The 24,972-nt window shown below is 42.9% G+C and carries 18 protein-coding genes; 13 read left to right on the forward strand and 5 right to left on the reverse strand.

From position 1 onward, the window contains the following. Nucleotides 1-107: 107 nt before the first annotated feature. Nucleotides 108-2,054 (forward strand): sensor histidine kinase, encoded by a 1,947-nt coding sequence (locus ACS8FC_RS11360; protein WP_439296874.1) that lies wholly within the window; start codon nt 108-110, stop codon nt 2,052-2,054. A gap of 165 nt (nt 2,055-2,219) precedes the next feature. On the opposite strand, the gene ACS8FC_RS11365 is transcribed toward ACS8FC_RS11360, so the two are convergent. After that, on the reverse strand, nt 2,220-3,386 hold the full coding sequence (locus tag ACS8FC_RS11365; protein WP_439296876.1) for a D-alanyl-D-alanine carboxypeptidase family protein: 1,167 nt from the start codon (nt 3,384-3,386) through the stop codon (nt 2,220-2,222). 459 nt (nt 3,387-3,845) lie between these two features. Beyond that, complete coding sequence (locus ACS8FC_RS11370; RefSeq protein ID WP_299219533.1) at nt 3,846-4,292, reverse strand: MCR_0457 family protein; 447 nt, start codon at nt 4,290-4,292, stop codon at nt 3,846-3,848. Nucleotides 4,293-4,977: 685 nt separating this feature from the next. On the opposite strand from ACS8FC_RS11370, the gene surE reads away from it, so the two are divergent. From surE to ACS8FC_RS11390, 4 genes are all read left to right on the forward strand, one after another. Continuing rightward, nucleotides 4,978-5,871: a 5'/3'-nucleotidase SurE gene (surE, locus tag ACS8FC_RS11375; protein WP_439260967.1), complete on the forward strand. Its 894-nt coding sequence runs from the start codon at nt 4,978-4,980 to the stop codon at nt 5,869-5,871. 202 nt (nt 5,872-6,073) lie between these two features. Further along, the gene (locus ACS8FC_RS11380) at nt 6,074-6,853 is read left to right on the forward strand and encodes a LysM peptidoglycan-binding domain-containing M23 family metallopeptidase (RefSeq protein ID WP_439296877.1); all 780 of its coding nucleotides are present in this window, start codon (nt 6,074-6,076) and stop codon (nt 6,851-6,853) included. A 240-nt stretch (nt 6,854-7,093) separates the two neighbouring features. Beyond that, nucleotides 7,094-9,280, forward strand: coding sequence for an ATP-dependent helicase (locus tag ACS8FC_RS11385; RefSeq protein ID WP_439296879.1), 2,187 nt, complete (start codon nt 7,094-7,096; stop codon nt 9,278-9,280). A gap of 180 nt (nt 9,281-9,460) precedes the next feature. Beyond that, a complete protein-coding gene (locus ACS8FC_RS11390) occupies nt 9,461-11,476 on the forward strand; it encodes a contractile injection system protein, VgrG/Pvc8 family (protein WP_439296880.1) in 2,016 nt (671 codons plus the stop codon). A gap of 122 nt (nt 11,477-11,598) precedes the next feature. Here the strand turns inward: ACS8FC_RS11390 and ACS8FC_RS11395 are convergent, their stop codons facing one another. Then, nucleotides 11,599-11,793: a hypothetical protein gene (locus tag ACS8FC_RS11395; protein ID WP_439296918.1), complete on the reverse strand. Its 195-nt coding sequence runs from the start codon at nt 11,791-11,793 to the stop codon at nt 11,599-11,601. Between the two features lie 129 nt (nt 11,794-11,922). On the opposite strand from ACS8FC_RS11395, the gene ACS8FC_RS11400 reads away from it, so the two are divergent. Next, the gene (locus ACS8FC_RS11400) at nt 11,923-13,170 is read left to right on the forward strand and encodes an NAD(P)/FAD-dependent oxidoreductase (protein ID WP_439296882.1); all 1,248 of its coding nucleotides are present in this window, start codon (nt 11,923-11,925) and stop codon (nt 13,168-13,170) included. 72 nt (nt 13,171-13,242) lie between these two features. After that, nucleotides 13,243-13,581 (forward strand): RidA family protein, encoded by a 339-nt coding sequence (locus tag ACS8FC_RS11405; protein WP_299219550.1) that lies wholly within the window; start codon nt 13,243-13,245, stop codon nt 13,579-13,581. Nucleotides 13,582-13,714: 133 nt separating this feature from the next. Here ACS8FC_RS11405 and ACS8FC_RS11410 read toward each other — a convergent pair whose 3' ends face one another. Then, entirely contained in the window at nt 13,715-14,629 is a 915-nt protein-coding gene (locus ACS8FC_RS11410; protein WP_439296883.1) for a LysR family transcriptional regulator, read from the reverse strand. 220 nt (nt 14,630-14,849) lie between these two features. Here ACS8FC_RS11410 and speB point away from each other — a divergent pair, with 220 nt between their 5' ends. The 4 genes from speB (at nt 14,850) to ACS8FC_RS11430 (ending at nt 20,955) form a co-directional block, all read left to right on the forward strand. Then, complete coding sequence (gene speB, locus ACS8FC_RS11415) at nt 14,850-15,818, forward strand: agmatinase (protein ID WP_439261294.1); 969 nt, start codon at nt 14,850-14,852, stop codon at nt 15,816-15,818. A 171-nt stretch (nt 15,819-15,989) separates the two neighbouring features. Continuing rightward, a complete protein-coding gene (locus ACS8FC_RS11420) occupies nt 15,990-17,708 on the forward strand; it encodes a 5-guanidino-2-oxopentanoate decarboxylase (protein WP_439296884.1) in 1,719 nt (572 codons plus the stop codon). Between the two features lie 66 nt (nt 17,709-17,774). After that, entirely contained in the window at nt 17,775-19,559 is a 1,785-nt protein-coding gene (gene dld / locus ACS8FC_RS11425) for a D-lactate dehydrogenase (RefSeq protein ID WP_439260956.1), read from the forward strand. After that, the gene (locus tag ACS8FC_RS11430) at nt 19,549-20,955 is read left to right on the forward strand and encodes a YjiH family protein (protein WP_439260955.1); all 1,407 of its coding nucleotides are present in this window, start codon (nt 19,549-19,551) and stop codon (nt 20,953-20,955) included. The genes dld and ACS8FC_RS11430 overlap by 11 nt, the downstream gene beginning before the upstream one ends. Nucleotides 20,956-21,036: 81 nt before the next feature. Here ACS8FC_RS11430 and ACS8FC_RS11435 read toward each other — a convergent pair whose 3' ends face one another. Beyond that, complete coding sequence (locus tag ACS8FC_RS11435) at nt 21,037-22,071, reverse strand: GlxA family transcriptional regulator (protein WP_439296885.1); 1,035 nt, start codon at nt 22,069-22,071, stop codon at nt 21,037-21,039. 177 nt (nt 22,072-22,248) lie between these two features. Between ACS8FC_RS11435 and ACS8FC_RS11440 the strand changes: the two genes are divergently transcribed. Both ACS8FC_RS11440 and ACS8FC_RS11445 read left to right on the forward strand, forming a co-directional pair. Continuing rightward, nucleotides 22,249-24,069, forward strand: coding sequence for an acyl-CoA dehydrogenase (locus ACS8FC_RS11440; RefSeq protein WP_439296886.1), 1,821 nt, complete (start codon nt 22,249-22,251; stop codon nt 24,067-24,069). A 75-nt stretch (nt 24,070-24,144) separates the two neighbouring features. Further along, nucleotides 24,145-24,927, forward strand: coding sequence for an SDR family NAD(P)-dependent oxidoreductase (locus tag ACS8FC_RS11445; RefSeq protein ID WP_439296888.1), 783 nt, complete (start codon nt 24,145-24,147; stop codon nt 24,925-24,927). Nucleotides 24,928-24,972: the final 45 nt, after the last annotated feature.

Here is a 24,972-nt window from a genome sequence, read left to right on the forward strand (position 1 = left end):
ACTGATAAATGCTGTTGGTTTTTTTATAAGGTTGCCGTTTATCGTAAAATAAACAAAATACATACTTATGAGGTATTATAAGTCAAAGCCATCATGAATTGATTGACATGAGTATAAGTTCTTCTAGAAACATACCCACGATTATTCGTTATTCTATCTTACAAGCTATCGTCGTGGCAGTTTTTGCAGGATTTTTATTGTCTTTTGTTTATACCTTTGTCCATAACTATCAACAAAAACGTTTACATGTTCAGCAGTTGGGCGAAATGTTGTCAAATAGTGCCTCAACCCCTGATGGCGCTAACTTGGTTGCTCGACAAGTGAGTATATTGCTGGACAATGATCCTAGCTTACAAAGCATCTTATTTTATTCAACTGATCAACCTATTGATTCATTGAGTCAAGGCAATATTAATAGTGTAGGTAATAATTGGTATAATGCTTGGTTTGCTGATACAGTCAGCTTCAACTATCCTGTTACCAGTCGTTACCTTACCGGCAGTAGTATCCAGCGCGCCAATTCTTCTCAACGTATTGCTAATACCTCACCTATTAGTGTTAGAGATACTCCAAAAATGACCACTCCGTTAGCCGCGCGCAATACATTGGTTGGCTATATTAATATTACGTTAGATATGAACCAACTACGTTGGTACTGGGTACGAATCAACCTGTTGTCATGGTTTGCAACTACCATTTTAGCGATTTTTGTTGTTTGGTATATTCTACGTAAACTCAACTGGCCAACCAAAGATATTGTCGAGCTTGCAAAGGTATGCGAGATAGCAGCTAATGACCCTGAGCTTGAACAGCTACCCACCATTCAACAGCGTTTTGAGTTTGAAGAGCTTATACGTATAAAAGAATCTTTTATCATTCTATTTGAGCGCTTAAGAGTGGCACAGCAAGATTACCTCGATTTAGCAGATTTTGAGCAGCAGCTTCATAATAAAGACTTGTCCCTTGACATGCAGCGATCAAACTTTCAAAACATGATTACTCATGAGCTAAAAACCTCCCTTAATGCCATTACAGGGGGGTTACAGCTGTTGGATAATCAGTATCTTAATGATGAACAAAAAGATACGTTGGCTATTATTCATAAGGGTAGTCATCATTTAGAGCTGACTCTTGAGCAAATCATACAGTTAAATAGAATAGAAAAAGGCCAAATGGTAGTCAGTTTAAGTGAATTTAACCCATTAAAGATGATTGCTGATCTGATAGAGAAGTTCGAGCCAGCTGTTAGACAAAAAAACCTAGAGCTTATTAGCCGTGTTCATCATGTTGAGTATACTCTAGAAGGAGACATAAGTAAGATTCAACAGATCTTGACCACATTAGTAGACAATGCGATAAAATTTACTCATACCGGACGAGTTATTATTGACTCTCAACTGACGCATTTTAATGAAAGTATTCGCTGGCAAGTTAAAGTTATTGATACAGGTATTGGCATTAGTACAAGTCATCTAGAGGATATATTTACCCCATTCTTTCAAGTTGATTCGTCAGTTACTCGCGAGAACGAAGGCGTGGGAATAGGGCTGTCAGTCATCAAGCAAATTGGTCAGCTTTTGGGTGCATCAATCGAGGTGGATAGTGAGGTTGGTGTAGGCAGTAAATTCATCGTTACAATGCCACTGCGTTATAAGAGTCAGACACAGTATGAATACCTCTTAAAGGACATTAATGTTGTGTACTATCATCATGATGAGATCAGCTCGATGGTAGAGATGCTGGGACGACTTGGCGCTCATGTCAGCTCTCAGCGTAATGGACAATCAATGATGGATTATATCTCAAAAGTGAAAGTAAACGTCATCATGTTTGCAGAAGAGGTATTGCCTGAACAAGTCGTTCAGTTGACCAAGCACATTCGAGAGCGAGAAACAACTTATCGCTCGCTATTGGTTTACTGGTACCCACTCCACAAAGAGCAATACGTAGAAAGCTTTGAATATGATCTAAAAGCTGCGGGTATAGACTATTGTCACAGTGCTGTACAAGATGCCAAACTGCTGACTGCTCTTTTGAAGAAATGGGTGGTATAACCTACTTACTACTATGAGAATGTTAATTAACAAGGTTTAATAGGTATTTGGTGTGACATGTTAAACCAATAGATATCACATAAATAAAAAAAGACGCCAAATGAGAGCGTCTTTTTTTATTTACTGCTCATCTAAGATGAGGGAGCAATTACTATTCTAGTAAGTTTAAAATAGGTTCTGTGCCCAGCGTACAACATGCTGCCACATCCGGTTCACAAAGCCTGACTGTTCGATATCAGTGGTGGCTACAATAGGCACTGAGGCCACTGCCTTGCCATCAATGACTGCCAACATTTTACCAATCTGTTGACCTTTTTTGACAGGCGCTTCTATACTTTCAGGGATATCAACGACTGTAGTAATCTTATTTTTTTGTGTTTTACTGGTTAAGACTTGTAGAGTATCACCTGTTGTCAGCTCTATCTCGTCGGCCTCTCCAAACCATACTGGTAACTTACTGACAAACTGATTAGACGGTGCTTTTGTCACTGTAGTAAAATGACCAAAGCCCCAGTTAAGAAGCTCTCGCGATTGATCAGCCCGTGCTTGTGGACTTTCAGTCCCCATAATGACAGAAATCAGACGCATATCATCACGATTACTTGAGGCGACCAAGCAGTAGCCTGCTGCATCAGTATGTCCAGTTTTTAGACCATCTACTGTAGGATCTGTGGCCAGTAGCGCGTTACGATTGCCTTGAGTAATACCGTTATAGGTAAACTCTTTTTCAGCATAGATATCATAGTATTCACCACTGTTTTTTACAATGGCGCGAGCAAGCTTTGCCAAATCAAGTGCTGAGGCTTGGTGCCCCTCATCAGGCATACCTGTTGCATTCACAAAATTTGTGTTATCCATACCCAGCTTTTTAGCTTGCTCATTCATCAATATTGCAAATGAAGTTTCGCTACCTGCAATATGTTCGGCCATTGCTTTTGAGGCGTCGTTGCCTGATTGAATAATGATACCGCGTAGCATATCAATGACACTGGCAGTTTTATTTACTGGCACATACATACAAGACTGACTGCTACTACCACGGCACCATGCATTCTTGCTCATTAGCACTTGTTCATCTTCGGTCAAGTCACCTGAGCTTAGACGTTGCTCAATGATATAGCTGGTCATCATTTTGGTTAGTGAGGCTGGCGGAAGAGGCTGGTTGGCATTTTTTTGCGCTAATATCTCACCAGTATTATAGTCCATCAATACATAGGCGGTATTGTCCATCTCTGGAGATTGAATAGCAGCATTGGCAATTACTGTACTCAAAGATAAGCTGACGCCAACGATTAGTTGTACCAGCTGTTTTTTTACATGCTTTACTGTCATAGATTGTTACACCACATCATGAAACCCAATGCGTCTATCGCCAGCTATACTCATAAAAGCATCTATAGATGACGATTGACATAAAATTAAGGCCTTATATTAGCAAAATGCTTACCAATGGGGAAACAATAAATACGATAAAAAAGACATTGACAATATGGAGGAAGCCAGCCTAAAAAAGGTTTGCCGTAGTCGCCATCAAGGCCATGCTACAGGTTTTGTTTATGACAAAAAAAAGAGTCTATTTAAGCAGTTTTGCATCATAGTAAAAGGTGCTCTTTTATTTGGTATCTATTATAGTACGCAAATAGTTTGCTCCTTTCACGCTTCGTTTTTAGGATGAAAGGAGCAAACTTAGGATATAAAAATTGTTTGGGCAGGAGGTGTTGGATACTGACTGATGCTTTTATATTTATATGGTTAATCGCTTAGTCAGAGTATGTTGTGACAAGTCAGCCGTTAGTATTGCGCGTTTGCTAAATCTTCACACAAGGCTTTATTTTCTTGTTTTGAGAACCCCAGTGTCCAGCTACGTATACTTTGTAAGATTTGACGATAATCTTGCTGCGTTGACAAATACTGTATTGCAGCCTTCGGATCTTCTAAAGACGGCATAAGCTCATGCAGTTGTATATTGTAAGATTTATAAAAACGTTGTCTTTGTCTTTTATTTAACATCGGTGGGCAAATTTCAGACAGTACCTGCATGACAGCAATTTCATGTTTAGTAATACTTACGCCAGACATATCTAGAGGAATGGTAGACACATTATTACTAGCTGCGTTGGATGTTTGAGCTAACAATGAAGCAGAAGCTATCAAGCCGATAATGCCAATCCTTGAAGCTGTTCTTGAAACTATTCTTGTCGTTATAGAAATTATAGATAATATCGATTGATTCTTCATTCGGTATCACACTCGCTTTACGTTATTTAATGGTGTTATGGTAATGGGAAAAAAAATAAAAGTCACATAAAATATTGACTTATGTGTAGATATATTGTGACCTAGAGTCGATCGTTAGCAACATATCAGTAGCATCTGTCCCTAAGTTACATAAGCCTTAATAGATAACAGTCTATTGTTGTTCATTGTTGCCTATTGTAACGAAAAAAATAGGTGAAGAGGTGACCAACTAGTGTTGATATACACATCCGCAAAAGCGAATTTTATAAGGTTAAAAATATCAATAGGTTTTTGCAAATGTAGCCACAACTGTTTGATTATACTTGATTTTAAGACAATGAGTGAAAGGTTTATTTGTGCCGATGCTTAGTTAGGGTATAATCTCTTTCTATATCGTATAATAGTTCGATGAATGTAGACTTACTTTATGCAACTACTACTACGCTTATAAATATATTTTAAACCATATTGTATTACCGCTAGGTTTTCGTTTTTTACCTTCTATATCTGCATTTATCTGCTAAATAAAGGCATACAAAAGTTATCTTTTTCCTCAAAATGCTGCTTTAAGATGCTTGTTCTTAAACGCTACTATCTATGAGATAGATGACTATAGGTTATTAGCAATCGGTTACGATATTTAAGTCTGTTGCCAGAAAATGAGATATCACTATATTGAGCTGCCATGAAGTTTTTGATTAGTAATGATGATGGAGTACATGCGCCAGGGTTGTTGGCGTTATACCAAGCCCTCTGCCAGATTGGAGACGTTGTGGTCGTTGCACCCCATGAAGAGCAGAGCGGTAGTGCCAGCTCGCTTCATATTTCTCAGCCCTTGTATCCTCATATATTACCATCAGGGTTCGTTGCGGTTAATGGTTCACCTGCTGACTGTGTCTATCTTGCGCTACACGAGCTTTATCCTAACACTCAGTTTGACTGCGTGATCACGGGTATTAATTCAGGCGCAAACCTAGGGCAAGACGTCTTGTTTTCGGGTACTTTTGGTGCGGCTTTGACCGCTCAGCTTTTTGGTATACCGGCGATTGCAACTTCATTGGTGGGTCATAGGATTAAAGGCAATGGACAGGATCAAACCAGCCATTATGAAATGGCCGCAACCGAGATCGTCAAAATATTGACCAAAACGCTTTTATTGGAGGAGCTCAAACGTTTGCCTTATCACGTACTCAATATTAATATTCCTAATGTAAATACGGCTGAGGGTATAAAAGGACGCAAAATCACACGCTTAGCTCATAGCCTAATAGAAAAACCTGTACATCATATGGTTGATCCACGCGGCCGCGATGCTTATTGGTTATGTTTAAAAAAATGCCAGAATTTGCCAACCACAGAGCATATGGACGCCAATATTAATACGCCTATTGATGACTCTATAAGTGGCAGTCCTGAGCGACTATGTCAGCCTAGAGCCGATAACAACGGTAACAACGATAATTTGGTGATTGATACAGATGAGCTGGCGGTAGCAGCAGGTTATATTAGTTTATCTCCAGTTCGCTTACATCATACACCAGCGTCTACCCTCAGTAAGTTTTCGACTTTGGCATTGTAATTCATCCTTGTAATTGAAGGGTGATGAAACAGACGCTATTTTTATAATTAAAGTCAAGTTCTATAAATAGGGTCGTATTATGGTTATAATAGCGGCGGCATAATTTTATAAACAGTAAAGATAACAACACGATAATCGTGAGCACTATATAATTGTGAGTACTACAAAGAACGTGAGCACTATAAAGAATAGGAAACCTTGTATGAAAAAGCTTATTTCTGGGTCGCAGCTAGCGACTGTAGCCTTAGTCGGAACACTAGCGGTTGCGATGACAGGCTGTGCAACTAAGCCGACCTATCAAAATTCTGCACGACCAGCCCCTAAGATTATTACCAATAGTCAAGGTGTCCCCAACTATCACCTTGTAAAACGTGGCGATACGGTTAGCCAGATTGCTTCACGTTATCGCTTAAATTATCGTCAAATCGGAGCGCTGAACGGCCTTGATAGCAAGTATACTATCTATAGTGGCCAATGGCTCAAGCTTTGGCATGGTGAACAAAGCGCGCCCACACGTCCTGCTAGTAACAACAACTATAACGTTGCCACTACGCCTACGACACCGCCGCCTACGACAGGCTCGGCACCTGTTTATGAAGTAACTGCCAATTCGACCGCTGGCTACGAGTATCCTAGTCGTAATCAAGTCCTTCGTAATTTTGATGCTGCATCTGGCAACATGGGCATGTGGTTTGCCGGTAGAGAAGGTGATCCAGTGCTCGCCAGTCAAAGTGGAACGGTACTATACGCGGGTGATGGGCTAACCGAGTATGGCAATCTTATTATGATTCGTCATAGCGGTGATTACATTACCGCTTATGCGCATAATAGCCAATTATTGGTTAAAGAAGGCGAAGCGGTACAACGTGGTCAACGTATTGCCAGGATGGGTAGTAGTGGCCAGACCAATCAAATAGCCCTACAGTTTCAAGTACGTCTAAATGGTAACCCTATTGATCCGCGTGCTGTACTAGGACGTTAAATCATTGCTCAAATAAATGTCGTTTGGCTTAAGTTTTATGTGACCTAAGCTAACAAGGTACAACATAAGAGCTATCGGATACTTATAACCTGTCACTACTTTTCATATCGTTGCAAAGCCTTATGAAAAGTGGTGATAGGTTTTTTTATAGAGTGTCGAGATGATTTAGAGTTAACCTGTTAATTAAACTTGTTTTTTGTTTAGACAGCTTTTGACTGAAATTTAAGGCCATATTGTATAATGACTACTACGATTTTTGACACGCAAAGCTATAACTATCCGCAGAATTTTGCGGAGATACAACCTAAGCTTACGCGCTTGAAAAAGGCGATTAAAAAGCTAGAGGCAAACCTAATCGATGCCGATGACGATGCAAATATTGAGCTGCTGAAGCAAAGATTGAGTGGTGAGTTAGGGTTGAAAGTAGACTACGCCAGTGAGCTAAACCCTGATCAATTGCTAGCAGCCACTACTATTGAAGGGAAAGTATTGGTCATCGCTGGTGCTGGCTCTGGTAAGACCAAAACCTTGACCTATCGCACCAGCTATTTGTTAGAAAATGGGGTGAACCCCAAAAGTATCTTGCTACTGACTTTTACCCGTAAAGCAGCAAATGAGATAAAAAGTCGCGCCAAAGTTTTATTGGCTGATACGTTATCAGACGATGACCTGGCAAAAGACAGACTACCGACCAGTAAAGCGTTAAACGATATCACCAGTGGCACTTTTCATTCATTCTGCAATATGCTATTGCGTCAGTACTCAGGGCTACTTGGTATTAATCCGCGCTTTACTATCTTGGATACAGGTGATAGTGAAGACGCCATCGATTTAATTCATAAGGAAAAAAAGTATCCTGCGCAAACCAAAAGCCAAGCCTTTCCGCGTAAAAAGACCTTGCGAAACATTATCTCTACTTCTAGAAATAGACGCATTCATATCCGCGACTTAATCGAAAGTAATTATCCTGATATCGCTGTACACATTCCCATTATCGAGCAGTTGGCAATTGATTTTCATGAGTATAAGCGCGCCAATCATCTTTATGATTTTGACGATATTATTAGCCAAGTCGTACGACACTTAAAGACCAACGACACCTTTCGCCAAATGCTACAAAATCAATATCGCTACATCATGGTTGATGAATATCAAGATACCAATATTCCGCAAAAACAGCTGATAGATTTGATTTGTGAGCCTGAATCGGTATCACTGATGGTAGTCGGTGATGACAATCAAAGTATTTATGCTTTTCGCGGCGCAAACTACGAAAATATTCTACTGTTCGGTGAGACTTATCCAGATGCCAAGCTTATCAAGCTGGAGCAAAACTATCGCAGTACGCCTGCTGTTCTAAATTATATCAATGCCTTGTCTGCGCAAATTACCTTGGGCTATCAAAAGCAGCTGTACTCTAACGTATCGATAGAGGGGTACAAGCCCGTCTTTAGCCGCCTGAGTGATGAAACCCGCGAGGCTAAATATATCGCTGATAAAATCATAGAGTTAAAACCAGATCACGATTACAACGATTTTGCGGTACTGTGCCGCACGTCTTTTCAGTCCAATTATGTACAGTTAGAATTTATGGAACGCGGCATTCCATTTATCGTGGTAGGTGGTATCAAGTTCATTGAGAGACGGCACATCAAAGATGTGTTAGCCTTTGTCAAAATACTCTATAACCCAAATGACACTATTGCGTGGCATCGAATTCTAACCTTGTTTAAAGGAGTAGGGGCAGTTACCGCGACTCGGTTAACTCAAGCAATCGATGCCGATAGCCATTCTTTTGAACCATTACTCACGCCAAAGTTTGCCAAAAAAAGTGAGCAACTTGAGCCTTTATATCACACTTTAACTAAGGCGAGTCAAGCAGAATCAGTCGAGACTATTATTGAGCATGTTTTAGAGTTTTATGTCCCTATTCTAAAAACGTTAGAGGAAAACTGGCGTGAGCGCAATGAAGACTTTCGGGTGCTTAAAAACTTAGCAACAGAGTACAGCAGCCTTGATAGTTTCTTAGAAAATCTGGCGCTCGATCCACCCAATGACTCAGTAGCGACGACCAGTCAACCAGAAGAGGATGATAAAGACAAAGTGACGATTTCGACCATTCATAGTGCCAAAGGGCTAGAATGGCCAGTGGTCTTTGTCAATTCATTAGTCGATGGTATTACGCCGCACCATCGCTCTTTGGCTGACTTTGAGGAGCTAGAAGAGGAACGTAAACTGTTCTATGTGGCTTGTAGTCGTGCCAAGAGCAGATTGTATCTGACTGCTCCAGATTATTTTGCCAGTTATTCAGGATATTTTGACAAGCCATCACGATTTATCGCTGAGTTGTCTGCAGATGAGGTGGAGGTTAAGCGCTCAAGGAAGTCGTTAGAAATGCTGGCGAGTGATGATCCCGTGTGGTGGTGATTGTTAAAAGTTTTAAGACATTTAGTTTTATTCTAAAAATAAAATATACAAGTATCCCTTCAATACTAATACTTGACAATATTTCAGTAATATCTATACTTTTCTCATTAGATGGTTTAATAACTTTTGTTGATAAACTGTTAGTTTTGCTCTTACTGTAGCAATGATGAGACTTTACTTATGCCCTCACAAACTGCACGTCTGCACCAGCTCAAGGTTGGCAGTGACATTTTAGCAACCACCTCCCTTTATCCAAGTGCCTTTTTTTGGACAAGTAGCCTTAATCAAAGCGCCATTAGTCATATACTCGTGTTCAGTTATGACTTTTTAGATTCAAACGCTTGTTTGTCCTTAATTAGTAAACCTATATGTTTAACCACGTTATCTGCAGCTCGAGAGCCTACTTGCCGTTGTGGACTCATTCAAGCCGTCCGCTACCATCATTCAGACGGCGCCATGCACTTTTACACCCTTGATATCGTCACCCTTGACTGGCAACTGACCCAGTCCATCCATACTCGCAGCTTTGTGAATCAGTCCACCTTCGATATCATCACCGCTATCTTGAATGATTATGACTTTGAATGGCAGCTCTCAGAGCAACTGCTCTCATCAGATACTTTAACTCGTCCGCTAGAGATGCGTAGTCAGTCAGATGTTAGCGATTATGACTTTATTAACGGCTTGCTGGCAGATATTGGGATAATCACCTATTGGGTATCAGGTGACTCAGTGGATGAGCTTGGCTATTGGTCTTTGGTCAGTGCGCTAGACGAGAATGCGTTATCACCACTTAATTATAGCTATGAGAAGTCCTCAGTACAGTCCGGTCAAGACAGTGTCGATACGCTACAGATGAGCGCCAAGCAATTAGGCACTCGCACCGTGGTGGTACGAGCGGATGGACTCGCTACTGATACTATCTATGAAGGTGTGGCAGATGACGACTCACCCTTAGCATTTGATGACACCGCGGTGCTATTTGGGGCGCCGTCTCGGGTATATAGCGATGAATCTGCTACCCGCTTAGCTGAGCAATGGGTACGCGCCAATGGCTGCAATAGAGAATATTATAGTGCCACAGGCGCCATGCGTGGCCTAAGCATCGGTAGCCAAGTTAGCATTAACAACCTACCTTCTATTGGTCGTTTATCTACAAATTGTACGGCTATGATCATCGTCGGTATCGAACCGAGCAGTGACAGCGTCTCCTACCACAACCAAGTGCTGATAAGAGACTGGCTTACGCGTACCGCTAAACAAACAGCACTTAGCGCCATACCCGAGCACGGCTACGACATTGCTCGTGACACTGGCATCTGGGTAACCGCCACGCTATTAGACTCTGCTATTCCTTACTGTCCCTACCCAAGCAAGCAATCCCTTGTCAGTAGCCGCTATAGCGGTGTCACCCAAGCGCGTACCGGTGATGCCACTACCTCAGCCTCGCCAAGCTACGCCTCACAGGTCACCGATGACGGTTTGCAGCGCATGATCACGACTCCGGTATCCGCAGGAATCAGCCTGCATGATGATGGGGTCACCCCGCCACTGCGCAGCCTGCAGTTGTCCTCAGGAGCCACCCACGGTTGGCAGTTTGCGCCAAGGCTCGGACAAGCGGTGCTACTCAACCACTGGTATGGCGACAAAGATAGTCCCCTGATCAGCCGCGCCCTCTATGACGGGATCGGCATGGGCGATACTGATGACAAAGACATCACTGCCCGTGACGGCGGACTGGCTAACAGACATAATCTGAAAAACGGATCTTCTCCCAGATGGCATGGCTCAGGACTGGGACATTCGCAAATCAAGGATGATGCCCACAGTGGCTGGATCTCTGGTATTGCTCAGTACGGGCTCACAGAAAACTCTGAGGTTACACTTCTCTTTGATGACACCCCAAACCAAATCGGCATGCAGTGGGCGGTCAACACCGCTAGTCGTGCCAATGCGCAAAACCCAACGACAATAGACAAAGCGACCTTTGCTCCTGATGAGCACGTGCTTGAGCTTGGCGTCCTACGCCATCGCTACAGCAACCATCAATCGACAAGTAGTGGACAGGGTATAAACCTTGCCACCGATCATGGACTACAAGCAACAGCAAATAGTTGGTATAAATTTACATATGAAACTGCTGATATTTGTACTAATGCCTTAAACACTTATGCAGCACAAAGTGAAGAGCTTTAGATAGATCTCATAATAAATGTATACTATTTGCCACTCCAGCAGCCTTTTGACCTATGCTGTCAAATCCGTACAACTAAAATTGGAAGATTTTAATTACGCAGCTTGACAATAATAATCAAACCTCATCTGTCTTGGCGTCTTATAGCCCAAACCTGTCTGACCATGTATTGACTGATATGATGGCCTTGCTCTGCAAGATGAGTGTGCAATCGCTCACAGCCATAGCGCTGTTTAGTTTCATCATGAGCCACGCGAACTGGCTTCTGCATCAAATATATATCTAATAACCCTATCATTCCTACCAATTTACTTCTCATTAGATGCCTATAACTAAAAATATTTAGTGCCAAAAAAATCCGTCAAATATGGGTTTATTAATTATCAGGTTCGCGTTATTATCACCCCTAATTTGTAAGACTCTACTACCTATCAAGAAAGGATATTCTATGCGCTATGAGGTTATTGTTATTGGTGCTGGTATGGTTGGCACATCGATTGCGTGGCACCTGCAAAATAATGGTTCGCAGGTATTATTGTTAGACAAGAAATTGCCAGGGTCAGAGACTTCATATGGCAATGCTGGTTTGATCCAGCGCGAAGCGATTCATACGCATCCTTTCCCGCGTCAGATCACTGAGATGATTAGAGTATTGCCTAACCAGGGTACTGACATTCGTTATCGTATACCAGCTATCTTACGTTATCATCAAGCGCTATTGCAGTATTGGAAATACTCTACGCCTGCATCAGTCAAAAAAATCGAGGCTGAATGGCAGACATTGATTGAGCATTGTACCAGTGAGCATCAGACCATGATTACAGCGTCCGGCGCTGATGAGCTGATTACTCGTGATGGTTGGTTACAGCTGCATCGTTCTGAAGACACATTTAAAGAAGCGATTGCTTCAGCTATTGATGCTCGCGCGCAAGGTGTTGAGCATAACGTACTAAACCTTGAAGAATTAAAAGCGATGGAGCCTAGCGCTAATTTTGAAGGTTTCGTCGGTGCGATTCATTGGTTGAACTCATGGCAAGTATCTAACCCAAGCGCCTTGGTAAAAGCGTATGCCAAAAATTTCCAAGAGATGCAAGGTACAATCAAAGAGAGCGATGTAAAAGAAATCGTACAAGAGGGTGAAGGCTGGAAAGTTGTTACCGATAACGACACTTATTATAGTGATAAATTGGTCATTGCAGCTGGTCCTTGGTCAAATGATCTGATCAGACCGCTTGGTTACAACTTGCCGTTGTTCCCGATGCGTGGCTATCATCAGCACTTTAAAGTGACGGACAAAAACACTATCAATCATAGTATGTTTGATATGGATAAAGGCTTTGTTATGGGGCCAATGCAGCAGGGTATTCGTATCACGACCGGTGCTGAGATGACTACCATGAATGCGCCAAAAAACTTTGGACAATTAAAAACGGTATTGAAGTTTGCTCGTAAAATTCTACCGCTAGATGATGCTGTAGAAAGTGAAGCTTGGGCCGGCTCACGTCCTTGTATGCCTGATATGAAGCCGGTGATTGGTCCTGCGCCTAAGCACAACAGATTATGGTTTGCCTTTGGTCATAGCCATCAAGGCTTTACATTAGGGCCGATGACAGGACGCATTGTGGAAGAGATGATTCATGATAAGCCGGTACTGGTCGATGTAGCACCATTTAGCGCCCAGCGTTTTTCTAGCTAAACATTATTTTGTGAATGATGATTGTTGCAAATATTTGAATAAATTCAGTTCTATCATTAAGGATTAGTTACGATGAAAAAGTTACATAGTAGTCAGCGTATGAGTAAGATCGTTGTGCATAACCAAACGGTATATTTATGTGGTCAAGTAGGTAATAGCGATGACGATATCAAAGCGCAGACATTGACTTGTTTGGAGAAGATACAAGCATTGTTAGAGGAAGTGGGCAGTGATAAATCGAAACTGCTAACAGTGACGGTCTGGGTAAAAGATATGGCAGACTTTGCCGCGATGAATGAAGTATGGGATAAGTGGTTTGACGGTATACAGCCACCAGCTCGTGCTTGTGGTGAGTCTGCGTTGGCACGTCCTGAGCTATTGGTTGAGATGACTGCCATCGCTGCTGAGTAACTGTCTGTTTATAAAGATTGTATAGAACAAGGAGGTGATATTGATATCGTCTCCTTTTTTTTGATTTTTATGCGCTACATTTTTATAAAAAACGGTTTACCAGCAAAATTTTGATAAATATAAGTTTACAAAGCTAAGGTGTTTGCTTATCCAATAGCCTAAGCATCTGTTGCAAAAAAGTACTGACTTGTTTGTGTAAGTTTTGCCGATAAGCCCAGTGATGACTCACCTCATAGCTTGCCTCATCAGGTAATAAAACTTTCATCAGCCCCATGCCCTCATAACGCTTTGCCAAATCATTTGGTAGGTAACCGACGTGATGACCTGCAAGAATCAGCTGCGCTGTCGCCTCCATATGATAAGTGGTGGCACTCAACGTCTTAGGGCGAATATGGTTAATGCTGTGCTCAGTAATATAACCTCGTTTGATCCATGAGTAGTTTTGTTCTAATTCATGAAAAGTCAGGCCTTTTGAGTCATCAAATAAGATGTGTTTGCGTCCACAGCAAACCACTTGTTTTTCAACAAAGGCATGTTGAAAAGTTAATAGAGGAGGAAAGCTACCAAAATAACCCACGCCAATGTCGCTTTCGTTGCTCAAAAGCTTGTCTAACATGCTCTCTGGGCTTTGCACATCGATAGAGAAGTGGATCAGTGGATTTTTACTATAGCTTGCGGACAAGCATTGCTGTAACGCGTCATAAAAAAACGCGGGCATCTGATCAATGAGACACAAACGAATGTGACCCCCATGAACAGAGTCCAATTGACGAATATAATGCAATTGATGTTGAAAGCTGGCAACCGCTTCGGTAAAGCTCAAACAGGCTTCATAGACCGCTGCGCCATCTTCTGTAAGCTTAAAGCCAGCTCGGCCGCGATGACAGAGCGTCATACCCAAACGATCTTCTAAATGAGTCAAATGACCGCTAATGACAGAAGGGGTAACATTTAAGCGAGTTTGTGCGGCTGTCACGCCTTGACACTCTACAATAGCCATAAAGCTACGTAAGGTTTTGATGTCTATTTTTATCAGCTCATCTAACATTAAGACTTATGCTCCAGTGCTTATTTCTTTCATTTTTTAATATAAAATACGGTTTTTGACTTTTAATAAACTTCTGATAATAACGAACAAATCAAGCTTACTACGGAAATTTAGAAGTTTACTTCTAAATTTTACCATGGTCTGTACTCTGATATTTAGGTATTGTCAAAGCATATAACAAATTGCCTACCGTAAATAAGATAAAACAAGGATGAGAATGATGAAATTCAATCAACCATTAAGCGGCAACGAGATGCCAAGATTTGGCGGTTTTGCTTCGATGATGCGTCTGCCTACTCAAGCTGATGCTCAAGGATTAGACGTTGCTTTTGTTGGTGTACCGTTAGATATTGGGGCGTCAAACCGCAGCGGTGCCAGACTTGGCCCAAGACAGATTCGCGATGAATCACGCATGATTCGCCCTTATAACGTGGCGACTCGCGCCGCGCCCTTTGAATCCCTACAAGTCGCTGACATTGGCGATGTACCCATCAATACTTTTAACCTACTAAAAAGCGTCGATATTATCGAACAATTCTATACCGATAAAATCGTTAAACACGATGCTATCCCATTAACGTTAGGCGGCGATCATACCATTGCACTGCCTATCTTACGCGCGCTTGCCAAAAAACATGGTCCTGTCGGCATGGTGCATATCGATGCTCATGCGGATATCAATGATGATATGTTTGGTGAAAAAATCGCTCATGGTACTCCGTTCCGCCGCGCTGTTGAAGAAAACTTAATCGATGGCAATCGTGTGGTACAAATTGGCTTGCGTGGTACTGGCTATAGCGCTGAAGAGTTTGATTGGTCGACCCAGCAAGGCTTTCGCGTGGTGCCAGCGGAGGAGTGCTGGTACAAGTCGCTTGCACCGCTCATGGCAGAAGTACGTGAAAAGCTTGGCGATGGTCCTGTTTACTTAAGTTTCGATATTGACGGCATTGATCCGGCGTTTGCGCCTGGTACAGGCACGGCTGAAATTGGTGGTTTGACGTCTACGCAAGGTATCGAGATTATCCGCGGTATGCGTGGCCTTGACGTGGTTGGTGGCGATTTAGTAGAAGTATCACCACCATATGATCCGTTTGGTAATACTTCTGTGTTAGCAGCGAACTTGCTGTTCGAGATGCTATGTATCTTGCCAGGTGTGCGCTATGACGACAAAGTCAAAGCAGTCTACTAATCGCAGCGTTTATCTCGATTGAACTGTCCTGCAAAGAACAGTTTGGACAAAATAGTCTCTATAACAAGCAGCCTTTATATATAAATAATATAAGGGTTGTTTCAAGATACAGATTTGATAATTTTGATAATTGCCTGAATATTCAGCGAACCTTTTTAGGATGATCGACCCATGACGCAATCAATGCAAGCGCCTTCTTCATTGCCAACAACCTCACCTCTGACATGCGGTGAGCTGTTGGTACAATGGTTAGAGTATTACGGAGTTGAAACCGTATTTGGTATCCCTGGTGTCCATACGGTAGAGCTATATCGTGGTTTGCCCAATACCGATATTCGCCATGTGACCCCGCGTCACGAGCAAGGCGCTGGGTTTATGGCCGACGGCTATTACCGCGCGTCTGGTAAAGTTGGCGTTTGCTTTATTATCACAGGCCCTGGCATGACCAATATCATGACTGCGATGGCACAAGCGTTAGCAGATTCTATCCCGATGTTGGTGATATCTAGTGTCAATAAAGTTGAGGACACAGGAAGCGGTGAAGGGCATTTGCATGAGTTGCACGATCAGCAAGGTATGGTCAGCAAGGTTGCGCTTATGAGTAAAACCATCTGGCAACCTGAGGCGCTACCCAAAGTCATTGCTGAAGCATTTTCCATGTTTAACGGCGCTCGTCCAGGCCCTGTCCATATTCAGCTGCCTATCGATGTAATCACCGCCGATGCCAGTCATGTTGCTAAGCCACCTAAAATAGATCAAAGTGCAAAAAACCAAGCTGATGCGATTTTAGCACTACCGCAGGTCACAAGACCGCTACCCAATCCTGCGCAGCTTGATTTGATCGTTGAGCAGCTAAACCGCGCAAAGAATCCAGTTGTATTGTACGGCGGTGGTTGCGTTGACGTCGATCACGATGCACAAAGGCTGGCAGAGCTGATAGATGCCCCGACATTTTTGACCATCAATGCCAAAGGTTTGCTGCCACCTGGTCACGCACTCAGTTTGGGTAGCAATCAGTCATTGGACGCTGGTCGCGCCGTGATTAGCGAGGCAGATTTGGTACTAGCGATCGGTACCGAGCTTGGTGAGACTGATTACGATGTGTTTTTTAATGGTGAGTTCCAAGTCAACGGCACACTCATTCGTATTGACTGCGATGCTCAGCAGTTGCAGCGTCCTTTTAGGGCGGATATCGCCGTATTGTCTGATGCACAGATGGCGATTAGTGGGCTATGTACACGTTTAGAAAATCACAATCTCAATCATAAGGCAGCAGCGCGCGTAGCCGAGGTAAAGCAGACGTTAATAGAAGCGATGACCCCAGACTTTGCTGGTCAAAATGCACTACTTAAGCTCATTCGTGATGAAGTGAAGGATGTCATCTTCGTCGGTGATTCAACGCAGCCTGTCTATAGTGGCAATCTTGGTTTTGAGGCATTATCAACCCGTAAATGGTTTAATTCATCGACGGGATTTGGCACGTTGGGTTATGGTTTGCCTGCCGCAATTGGCGCAATGATTGGATCGAAAACGCCTGTCATTAGTCTTATTGGTGACGGTGGTATTCAGTTTACCATTGCTGAGCTTATCTGCGCCGCTGAGCTTGAGCTGCCATTGATTGTCCTACTGTGGAATAACCAAGGTTATGGTGAGATTCGTCGTTATATGGAAGAGGGTGGTTTGCCATTGATTGGGGTCAATATAAAAACACCTAATTTTGAGCATTTAGCCGCTGGATTTGGCGCAGGCTATCGCAGAATTAATGATAAACAACAACTGCTAGATGCTTTACAAACAGACACTCAAGGTAGCCAGCCTATCGTTTATGAAGTGGATGAAGCTGATGAATTTCTTATCAATATGGGTAAGACTTTTACTTGTTTTAGCTAATCAAAAGGTCACTACGCATATAAGAAACTGGCATATAAAAAACTGGTCGCTCAGGGAAGAACGCCCATGCTATCAAACGTTAAAAAAGCGTCAGACGAAGGACTTGAGCGGTTAATGGGTTTGTTAACGGATCTAATTGCTACTGTCGGTGCGGCTAATGTAATGACCAAACCCAGTCAGCAACAGTCTTATCTACACGGTGCGACTGGAGATATCGCAGATGCCGTCAAGGCAGTAGTAACGCCAGATACCTTAGTAGCGCTTTGGCGCGTGATTAATATTTGTGCGGCAGCGGATGTGATTATTATTGCTCAAGCGGCCAATACGGGACTGACTGGCGGCTCAACCCCGTACGGTGACTATGATCGACCAGTCGTCTTGGTTTCGATGCAGTTATTGACCGGTAGCTACTTGCTTAACGATGCTAAAGAAGTGATTGCGTTACCAGCCACCACGCTTCAGCAGCTAGAAACGCAGCTTTCGCCATTAGGGCGTGAACCGCATTCGGTATTGGGCTCTAGTTGTGTTGGCGCGTCAGTGATTGGCGGTATTTGTAACAGCTCAGGCGGTATGTTGGTACAACGTGGGCCTGCTTATACTGAAATGGCATTGTTTGCTAGGCGTAATAATGATGGTGAGTTTGAGTTAATTAATCATTTAGGTATTGATTTAGGTGAGCATCCAGAGCAGCAGCTGCGCAATTTACAGTCTGGACAGTTTGACAAAAGCTTGAGCGCTTTAAGTGATACATCCATCAATAGAAGTAATGCAAACCATCACTATCAGCATAAAGTCCGTGACTACAAAGCCAGTACGCCTGCTCGTTTTAATAATGACCCTAACGGTCTATATGAAGCTGCTGGCTCAGCAGGTAAGGTCATTGTCTTCGCTGTTAGGGTCGCCACATTTGCTAAGCCGGCCCAAGAACAAACGTTTTATATCTCGACCGATAACGCGGATACCTTAACCATATTGCGTAAGCAATGGCTAAAAAGCGCGCTGAGTCTGCCTGTCTTGGCAGAGTATATGCACAAAGACTACAACGATATTACCCTGCGCTATGGCCGCGACACTTGTCTTAGTATGCGCAAGTTGCCAGCCAGCAAAATAGGGGTGCTATACCGATTACAAGCAAAGATCAGCTATTATCTAGATAAATGGCGACTGCCAAAAACGTTGCCTGATCGCGTGCTACAGATGGCAGCCATCTTTATGCCCGCCTCGTTACCAAAAAACTTAGCTGAGCAGTCACTTTCGTACCGTTATCACTTAATTATAAAAGTGGCGGATGATGATGATAAGAGTAATGACATTGCTGCTGCGACAGCATTTTTACGTGAGTATGTACAGCGACAACAAGGCAAATTGCATCTGTGTACAAAGGATGAAGCACAAGCATTATTGATGTTTCGTAGTGCCGCCACCGCTGCTATGTTTCGCTATCATAACCTCAATCACACAGCGTTCGGTGAGCTATTATCCACTGATATCGCTCTGCCTAGAAATGCGACAGATTGGGATGAGTCTTTGCCGACTCATTTACAACAGCAAGTAAGTAGAACTTTTTATTTGGGACATTTTTTTTGTCACGTTTTGCATCAGGATTATCTATTAAAGCCTGCGGTTGATGTAAAAGAGTTCAAAAAAGCGCTACTAGATTTTTACAATGAGCGCCATATCGAGTACCCTGCAGAGCACAATGTGGGCCACGTCTATACTGCAAAACCTGCACTACATTCTTTTTATAAAAAACTAGATCCGACCAATTCACTTAATCCGGGAATTGGTCGGACAGCAAAATGGAAAAATTGGCGAGTGTCGCCTATCATGGAGGAAACAAATGACGGTTAATATCAATAAGTCGCAGCAGCCTGTTTTAGGCAATGATGCTGTCGACTCAAAAACGCCGCAAGGAGAGCAATGGCGCGCGTCATTGTGGAAGTTTTTATTGTTTTCAGCGCTTGGTATTGCGCTATTTATTATTCCATTTCAATGGGATGGTAAAGTTACGATTTTACTTGGTGTATTAACCGATGCTTTGCAGGCGGCTTTAGGTAGTTATGTCGCTTATATTACCCTTGCGATAGTCACGACCTCTTTTATTGGCGCGCTTGCAGTCAAAGTATTGCGTCCTAATTTACACCCAGATTCTTTACTAAAAAAACTCTTCGATGTCGATTGGTTATGGCTTGTCGCACGTTTTTTAGGTACGCTATTTATCTGGATGATTTTTTTACAAGTAGGTCCAGAATTTATTATTAACCGGAATACTGGCGGCGTCATATTTGAAGATCTGGTCCCCATTTTGGTTCCTTTATTTTTCTTTGCCATTTTATCTTTACCGTTCTTGACTGACTTTGGCTTGATGGAGTTTTTGGGAACTTTGGCCAGTAAAGTATTTATTAAACTGTTCAAACTGCCAGGTCGTTCTGCAGTCGATGCAATGTCCTCATGGTTTGGTGCAGCCTCTATCGGTCTGCTAGTGACTATGCAAGAGTACGATAAGAGTTACTATAGTCAGCGTGAAGCAGCCATTATTGCCACGACTTTTTCGGTAACCTCTATTGCTTTTACTTATGTCGTTGCCAAGACCATTGGGGTAGATAATAATTTTGTCTTCTTTTATTTGACCATCGCTTTGACTGGTTTTATTGCTGCGATTATTATGCCGCGCATACCACCATTGTCACTAAAGCCTGACACCTACCATTCTGGTAAATGTTTGTTGAATGAAGACATTCCTGCGCAATATAGTATGCCGCAGTGGGCATTGAACCGCGCAGTGACTCGCGCACACTCTATGCCAGGCTTGGGTAGTGTATTTAAAAACAGCGTAAAAAACTTGTTTGATATCTATTTTGGACTTATCCCAATTATTTTTGCAATCGGTACTATTGGTCTAGGATTAGCTGAATATACGCCTGTGTTTGATTGGCTTGCCGCGCCATTGGTTCCTGTGCTCGATTTGTTACAAATTCCAGAGGCTGCCAAAGCAGCTCCTGCTATGATTATGGGTTTTGCTGATATGTACTTACCAGCGTTGGTCGGTAAGAGTATTGAGAGTGAAATGACACGCTTTGTCGTTGGCGCTGCCTCTATCACGCAGATTATTTACATGTCTGAAGTTGGTGCGCTGATTTTGAAATCAAACATTAAACTTAATGTTTTAGAGCTGTTTATGATTTTTATTATTCGTACGCTTATTAGCTTGGTGGTTATTACATCAGTGGCACATTTGCTGTACTAGTAATTTATTTATAGCAAACATAGAGCCGATTTGATGTCAGTCAGATCGGCTTTTTGCTATTTATATATTTTCAAAAAAATCTCAAATCGCTAAGCGTGAAAACTTCTCTTGATATTCTTTTGGTGTCAGCTCGGTTGCGCGCTTAAAAAGTCGCGTGAATGATGAGATGTCATCGTAGCCAACTTGCTCAGTCAGCGATTTTATCGTCACATTCCCTGATTCCAACAACCGCTTTGCTTGCTCAATTCTGACTGCTTGAATGTATTCAATTGGGCGCATCGCGACGCAAGATTGAAAACGTCTGTTTAAGGTACGCGGGGTGACATTGACCATCGCTGCCAAATGGCTCACCTGTAAAGGTTGTTTAAAGTTATCTTCGATAAATACTTGTACTTGCTTGACCAGCTGGTCTGCATGCGGCTTATGCAAAGTCACGTTAGTATAGCTGTTTTGATTGCCACGTTTGCTATCGATGATCTGAGTTTTGGCCACTTGAGTCGAAATCTCACGGCCGCAGTAACGCTCTATCAATAACAAGGCTAAGTCATAAAAGGCGCTACCGCCTGCGGCGCAAAAAATATGTCCCGATTGGGTTGTTGACTCGCTTTTTGACTGGATTTTTGATTGCGTAACAAACTGGTTTTCTTGCAAATCAACCAATGGAAAATCTGTCTTAAACTTATTGGCATAGCCCCAATGAGTGGTCGCGACTTTGCCATCGAGTAAGCCTGCCTTTGCCAAAAAAAACGCGCCGCTACAGTTACTGGCGATATCCGCCTTGGTCGTTGCAAGCCGCTTTATATGCACAATTAATTCACTGTTTTGATTCAGTACTTTATCGATCGAATCGCCAATGGTTGGAATTAATAATAAGTCGCACTCAATCACATCTTGAATATCGCAATGCGCTTGCATGATTAAGCGATTGCTACATCTGATATCGGCACCGCCTAGACTGGCTATCTGCACATCAAATCTTGGCTCTACCGTCTCATCTGCGAATCGTTGCCAGCTGACCCCAGTAAATGAAAATAAATCTAGGGCCCCAGCGAGCACGCTACCGAGAACACCATCGAAACCAACAATAATGACTTTAAAAGGTTTAGAGTAAGGCACAAGCGTTTCCTTTCTTTATACGTATCAGAAATAAAGTTTTTCGACTGAATATTTCTCACAATCAATGTTGTGTATGTCTTATTTGACCATAATTATGTCATAAATGACAATACGGTACGGCGTTAAATTAGATTACTATCAATTAATTATCAAATTTAATAAGTTAACGAGAATACTATGGCAGCAGATACGCTTATCAATGACTTTGAATTACCGTTCCAATTATATGATGTATTGGGCACTGAAGACTTAACCAAACATCCTAAATTTGCAGAACACAGCCGCGAAACCTTTGATGCGGTTTTGGGTACCGCCAATAAAATTGCCACCGATTTGTTTTTGCCACACAACCATTTGGCAGATAAAAACGAACCACAGTTTGACGGCAAAAAAGTCAGCATGATAGACGATGTTAAAGTAGCTTTTGATGCGTTTCGTGAGTCAGGTTTTATCGCGGGTCGTTATCGCTTTGATGATGGTGGGATGCAATTACCTGAAACCGTCATGACAGCGGTGGCAGGCTATTTTATGGCAGCCAATCCATCGACCACCGCTTATCCATTTTTGACCACTGCCGCGATTAACGTCATCTCGCATTTCGCCAGTGATGAGATTAAAGATGCCTTTATGCCGCGTATGTTAACGGGCGAGTTTACTGGCACTATGGCACTGACCGAGCCACATGCAGGTTCATCGCTTGCTGATATCAAAACCACAGCAGTAAAGCAAGACAACGGCAGCTATCGCATCAAAGGTAACAAGATTTATATCTCAGCGGGCGATCACGAATTGTCTGACAATATTGTGCATTTGGTATTGGCCAAAGTGCCGGGCGGTCCTGGTGGCGTCAAAGGTATCTCGTTATTTGCTGTACCCAAGTATCGCTTAAATGAAGATGCCTCGGTCGGCGAGCGTAATGATGTCCATCTAACCGGACTCATTCATAAGCTTGGTTATCGCGGCGCGACTTCTACGGCGTTAAGTTTCGGTGATGCAGGCGAGTGCTATGGCTATCTCATCGGTGAAGAGCATTTCGGCCTGCGTTATATGTTTAAGATGATGAATGAGGCGCGTATCGCGGTTGGCTTTGGCGCGGCGATGATTGGCTATCGTGGTTATCAGTATTCGCTCGATTATGCAAAAGACAGAACGCAGGGTAGAATCGCACCGAATAATAAACCCGAAGATGCAGCAACGGCGATTATTCAGCATGGTGATGTCAAACGCATGCTCCTTGCGCAAAAAGCTTACAGCGAGGGCGGCATTTCACTGTGCTTATACGGCTCAAACCTGATTGATCGTATCAATACCTGTGAAGACGCCACACTCAAAAACGAGCTATCAGAATTATTGGATTTACTCACGCCAGTGTTAAAAGCATGGCCATCGGAATATGGGCCAAAGGCCAATGATTTAGGTATTCAAGTATTGGGCGGTGCAGGCTACACGCGTGAATATCAGGCTGAGCAGTTTTGGCGTGACAACCGTCTCAATCCCATTCATGAAGGCACAAATGGTGTGCAGGCGTTAGATTTGTCATTTCGTAAGTTATGGCAAAACAAAGGACTTGGTATTCAAGTTTTAAAACGTGAAATCACCCAAGATCTAGAAAGTATTAGTACGCCAGAAACTGCAAAACTTGCGGGTAAATTGATGCCCTATATGGATCATCTGCATGAGGTATTGGTACATCTAAGTAAGGTTTTGCAGACAGAAAAAGTCATTACGTTGACGGGCAACGCGCAAGCGTTGATGAATATTTTTGCCTCTATCGTGGTCAGTTGGATTTGGATTCGCCAAGCGAGTAAAGCGGAGCAGTTGCTAAGCGAAATTAACGACAGCGGCACACAAAATACTGAAAAACAAAACTTTTATCATGGCAAACTACAAGCAGCCAAATATTTTATCGATTGGGAGCTGCCATTAATCAAGCGCGATATTGAACTGTTGAATAACGACAATGCGGTATGTACCGATATGCAAGCAGAATGGTTCTAACCAATGAAAGGTTAGTAGTATCATTTTGTAGAAACTTGCATCAGATAAAATAAAACTCTTTTAAAGGAATATTATATGACGTTAAATACAAATGGAGTTGCATCAGACGTAACTGGTAAACGCATTTTAATCACTGGCGGGGCGTCTGGTATCGGCGCTGCAAGTGCGTTATTGTTAGCCAGTCGCGGGGCCAAAGTAGTCATTGGTGATCTAGCAGAAGAGATGGGCGCAGCCGTTGCTAAGCAAGGTCAGGAAGCTGGCAATAGTATTGTGTTTAAAAAGGTCGATGTTACCAGTGGCGATGACGTGCGAGCGCTATTTGCCTTTGCCATGGAGACGCTTGGCGGTCTTGATGTGGTGATAAACAATGCTGGCATCGATCATAAGCCAGCACCCATGCACGAGCTAAGCGATGAGGATTTTGATCGCAATATCGCCGTTAATTTAAAAGGCGTCTGGCATTGTATGCGAGCTGCTGTCGCTTGTATGGCGACCAATGGCGGTGGTCACGTGATCAATGTCGCGTCTATCGCAGGTTTGCGTTCTGCGCCGCTGTTATCAGCTTATAGCGCTGCAAAGCATGGTGTCATGGGGCTAACCAAGTCTGCTGCTCATGAATATGCGCGCATCAATATCCGCTTTAATGCAGTCTGTCCGAGCTTTATCGATACGCCGATGGTACGTAATACCATGGCGAAGATGGATGAGCGCGCCCAGCAAGCAACCATTAAAGCCAGCCCAATGCGCCGTTTGGGAGATGTCGATGAAGTGTCTGGTGCGATTGCTTGGCTGGCGAGTGATGAAAGCAGCTTTATGAATGGTCATGCGTTTACCCTCGATGGCGGCATGTTGGCTTAATAGTTTATACCAATCCCAAAAATATGATTAGCGGTGTCAAACTCG

The sequence above is a fragment of the Psychrobacter sp. 1Y4 genome (assembly GCF_051847555.1).

Coding starts and splice junctions, on each gene's coding strand:
- ACS8FC_RS11360 (WP_439296874.1), top strand. CDS start 108: ATGAGTATAAGTTCTTCTAGAAACATACCCACGATTATTCGTTATTCT.
- ACS8FC_RS11365 (WP_439296876.1), bottom strand. CDS start 3,386: ATGACAGTAAAGCATGTAAAAAAACAGCTGGTACAACTAATCGTTGGC.
- ACS8FC_RS11370 (WP_299219533.1), bottom strand. CDS start 4,292: ATGAAGAATCAATCGATATTATCTATAATTTCTATAACGACAAGAATA.
- surE (WP_439260967.1), top strand. CDS start 4,978: ATGAAGTTTTTGATTAGTAATGATGATGGAGTACATGCGCCAGGGTTG.
- ACS8FC_RS11380 (WP_439296877.1), top strand. CDS start 6,074: ATGAAAAAGCTTATTTCTGGGTCGCAGCTAGCGACTGTAGCCTTAGTC.
- ACS8FC_RS11385 (WP_439296879.1), top strand. CDS start 7,094: ATGACTACTACGATTTTTGACACGCAAAGCTATAACTATCCGCAGAAT.
- ACS8FC_RS11390 (WP_439296880.1), top strand. CDS start 9,461: ATGCCCTCACAAACTGCACGTCTGCACCAGCTCAAGGTTGGCAGTGAC.
- ACS8FC_RS11395 (WP_439296918.1), bottom strand. CDS start 11,793: ATGAGAAGTAAATTGGTAGGAATGATAGGGTTATTAGATATATATTTG.
- ACS8FC_RS11400 (WP_439296882.1), top strand. CDS start 11,923: ATGCGCTATGAGGTTATTGTTATTGGTGCTGGTATGGTTGGCACATCG.
- ACS8FC_RS11405 (WP_299219550.1), top strand. CDS start 13,243: ATGAAAAAGTTACATAGTAGTCAGCGTATGAGTAAGATCGTTGTGCAT.
- ACS8FC_RS11410 (WP_439296883.1), bottom strand. CDS start 14,629: ATGTTAGATGAGCTGATAAAAATAGACATCAAAACCTTACGTAGCTTT.
- speB (WP_439261294.1), top strand. CDS start 14,850: ATGAAATTCAATCAACCATTAAGCGGCAACGAGATGCCAAGATTTGGC.
- ACS8FC_RS11420 (WP_439296884.1), top strand. CDS start 15,990: ATGACGCAATCAATGCAAGCGCCTTCTTCATTGCCAACAACCTCACCT.
- dld (WP_439260956.1), top strand. CDS start 17,775: ATGCTATCAAACGTTAAAAAAGCGTCAGACGAAGGACTTGAGCGGTTA.
- ACS8FC_RS11430 (WP_439260955.1), top strand. CDS start 19,549: ATGACGGTTAATATCAATAAGTCGCAGCAGCCTGTTTTAGGCAATGAT.
- ACS8FC_RS11440 (WP_439296886.1), top strand. CDS start 22,249: ATGGCAGCAGATACGCTTATCAATGACTTTGAATTACCGTTCCAATTA.
- ACS8FC_RS11445 (WP_439296888.1), top strand. CDS start 24,145: ATGACGTTAAATACAAATGGAGTTGCATCAGACGTAACTGGTAAACGC.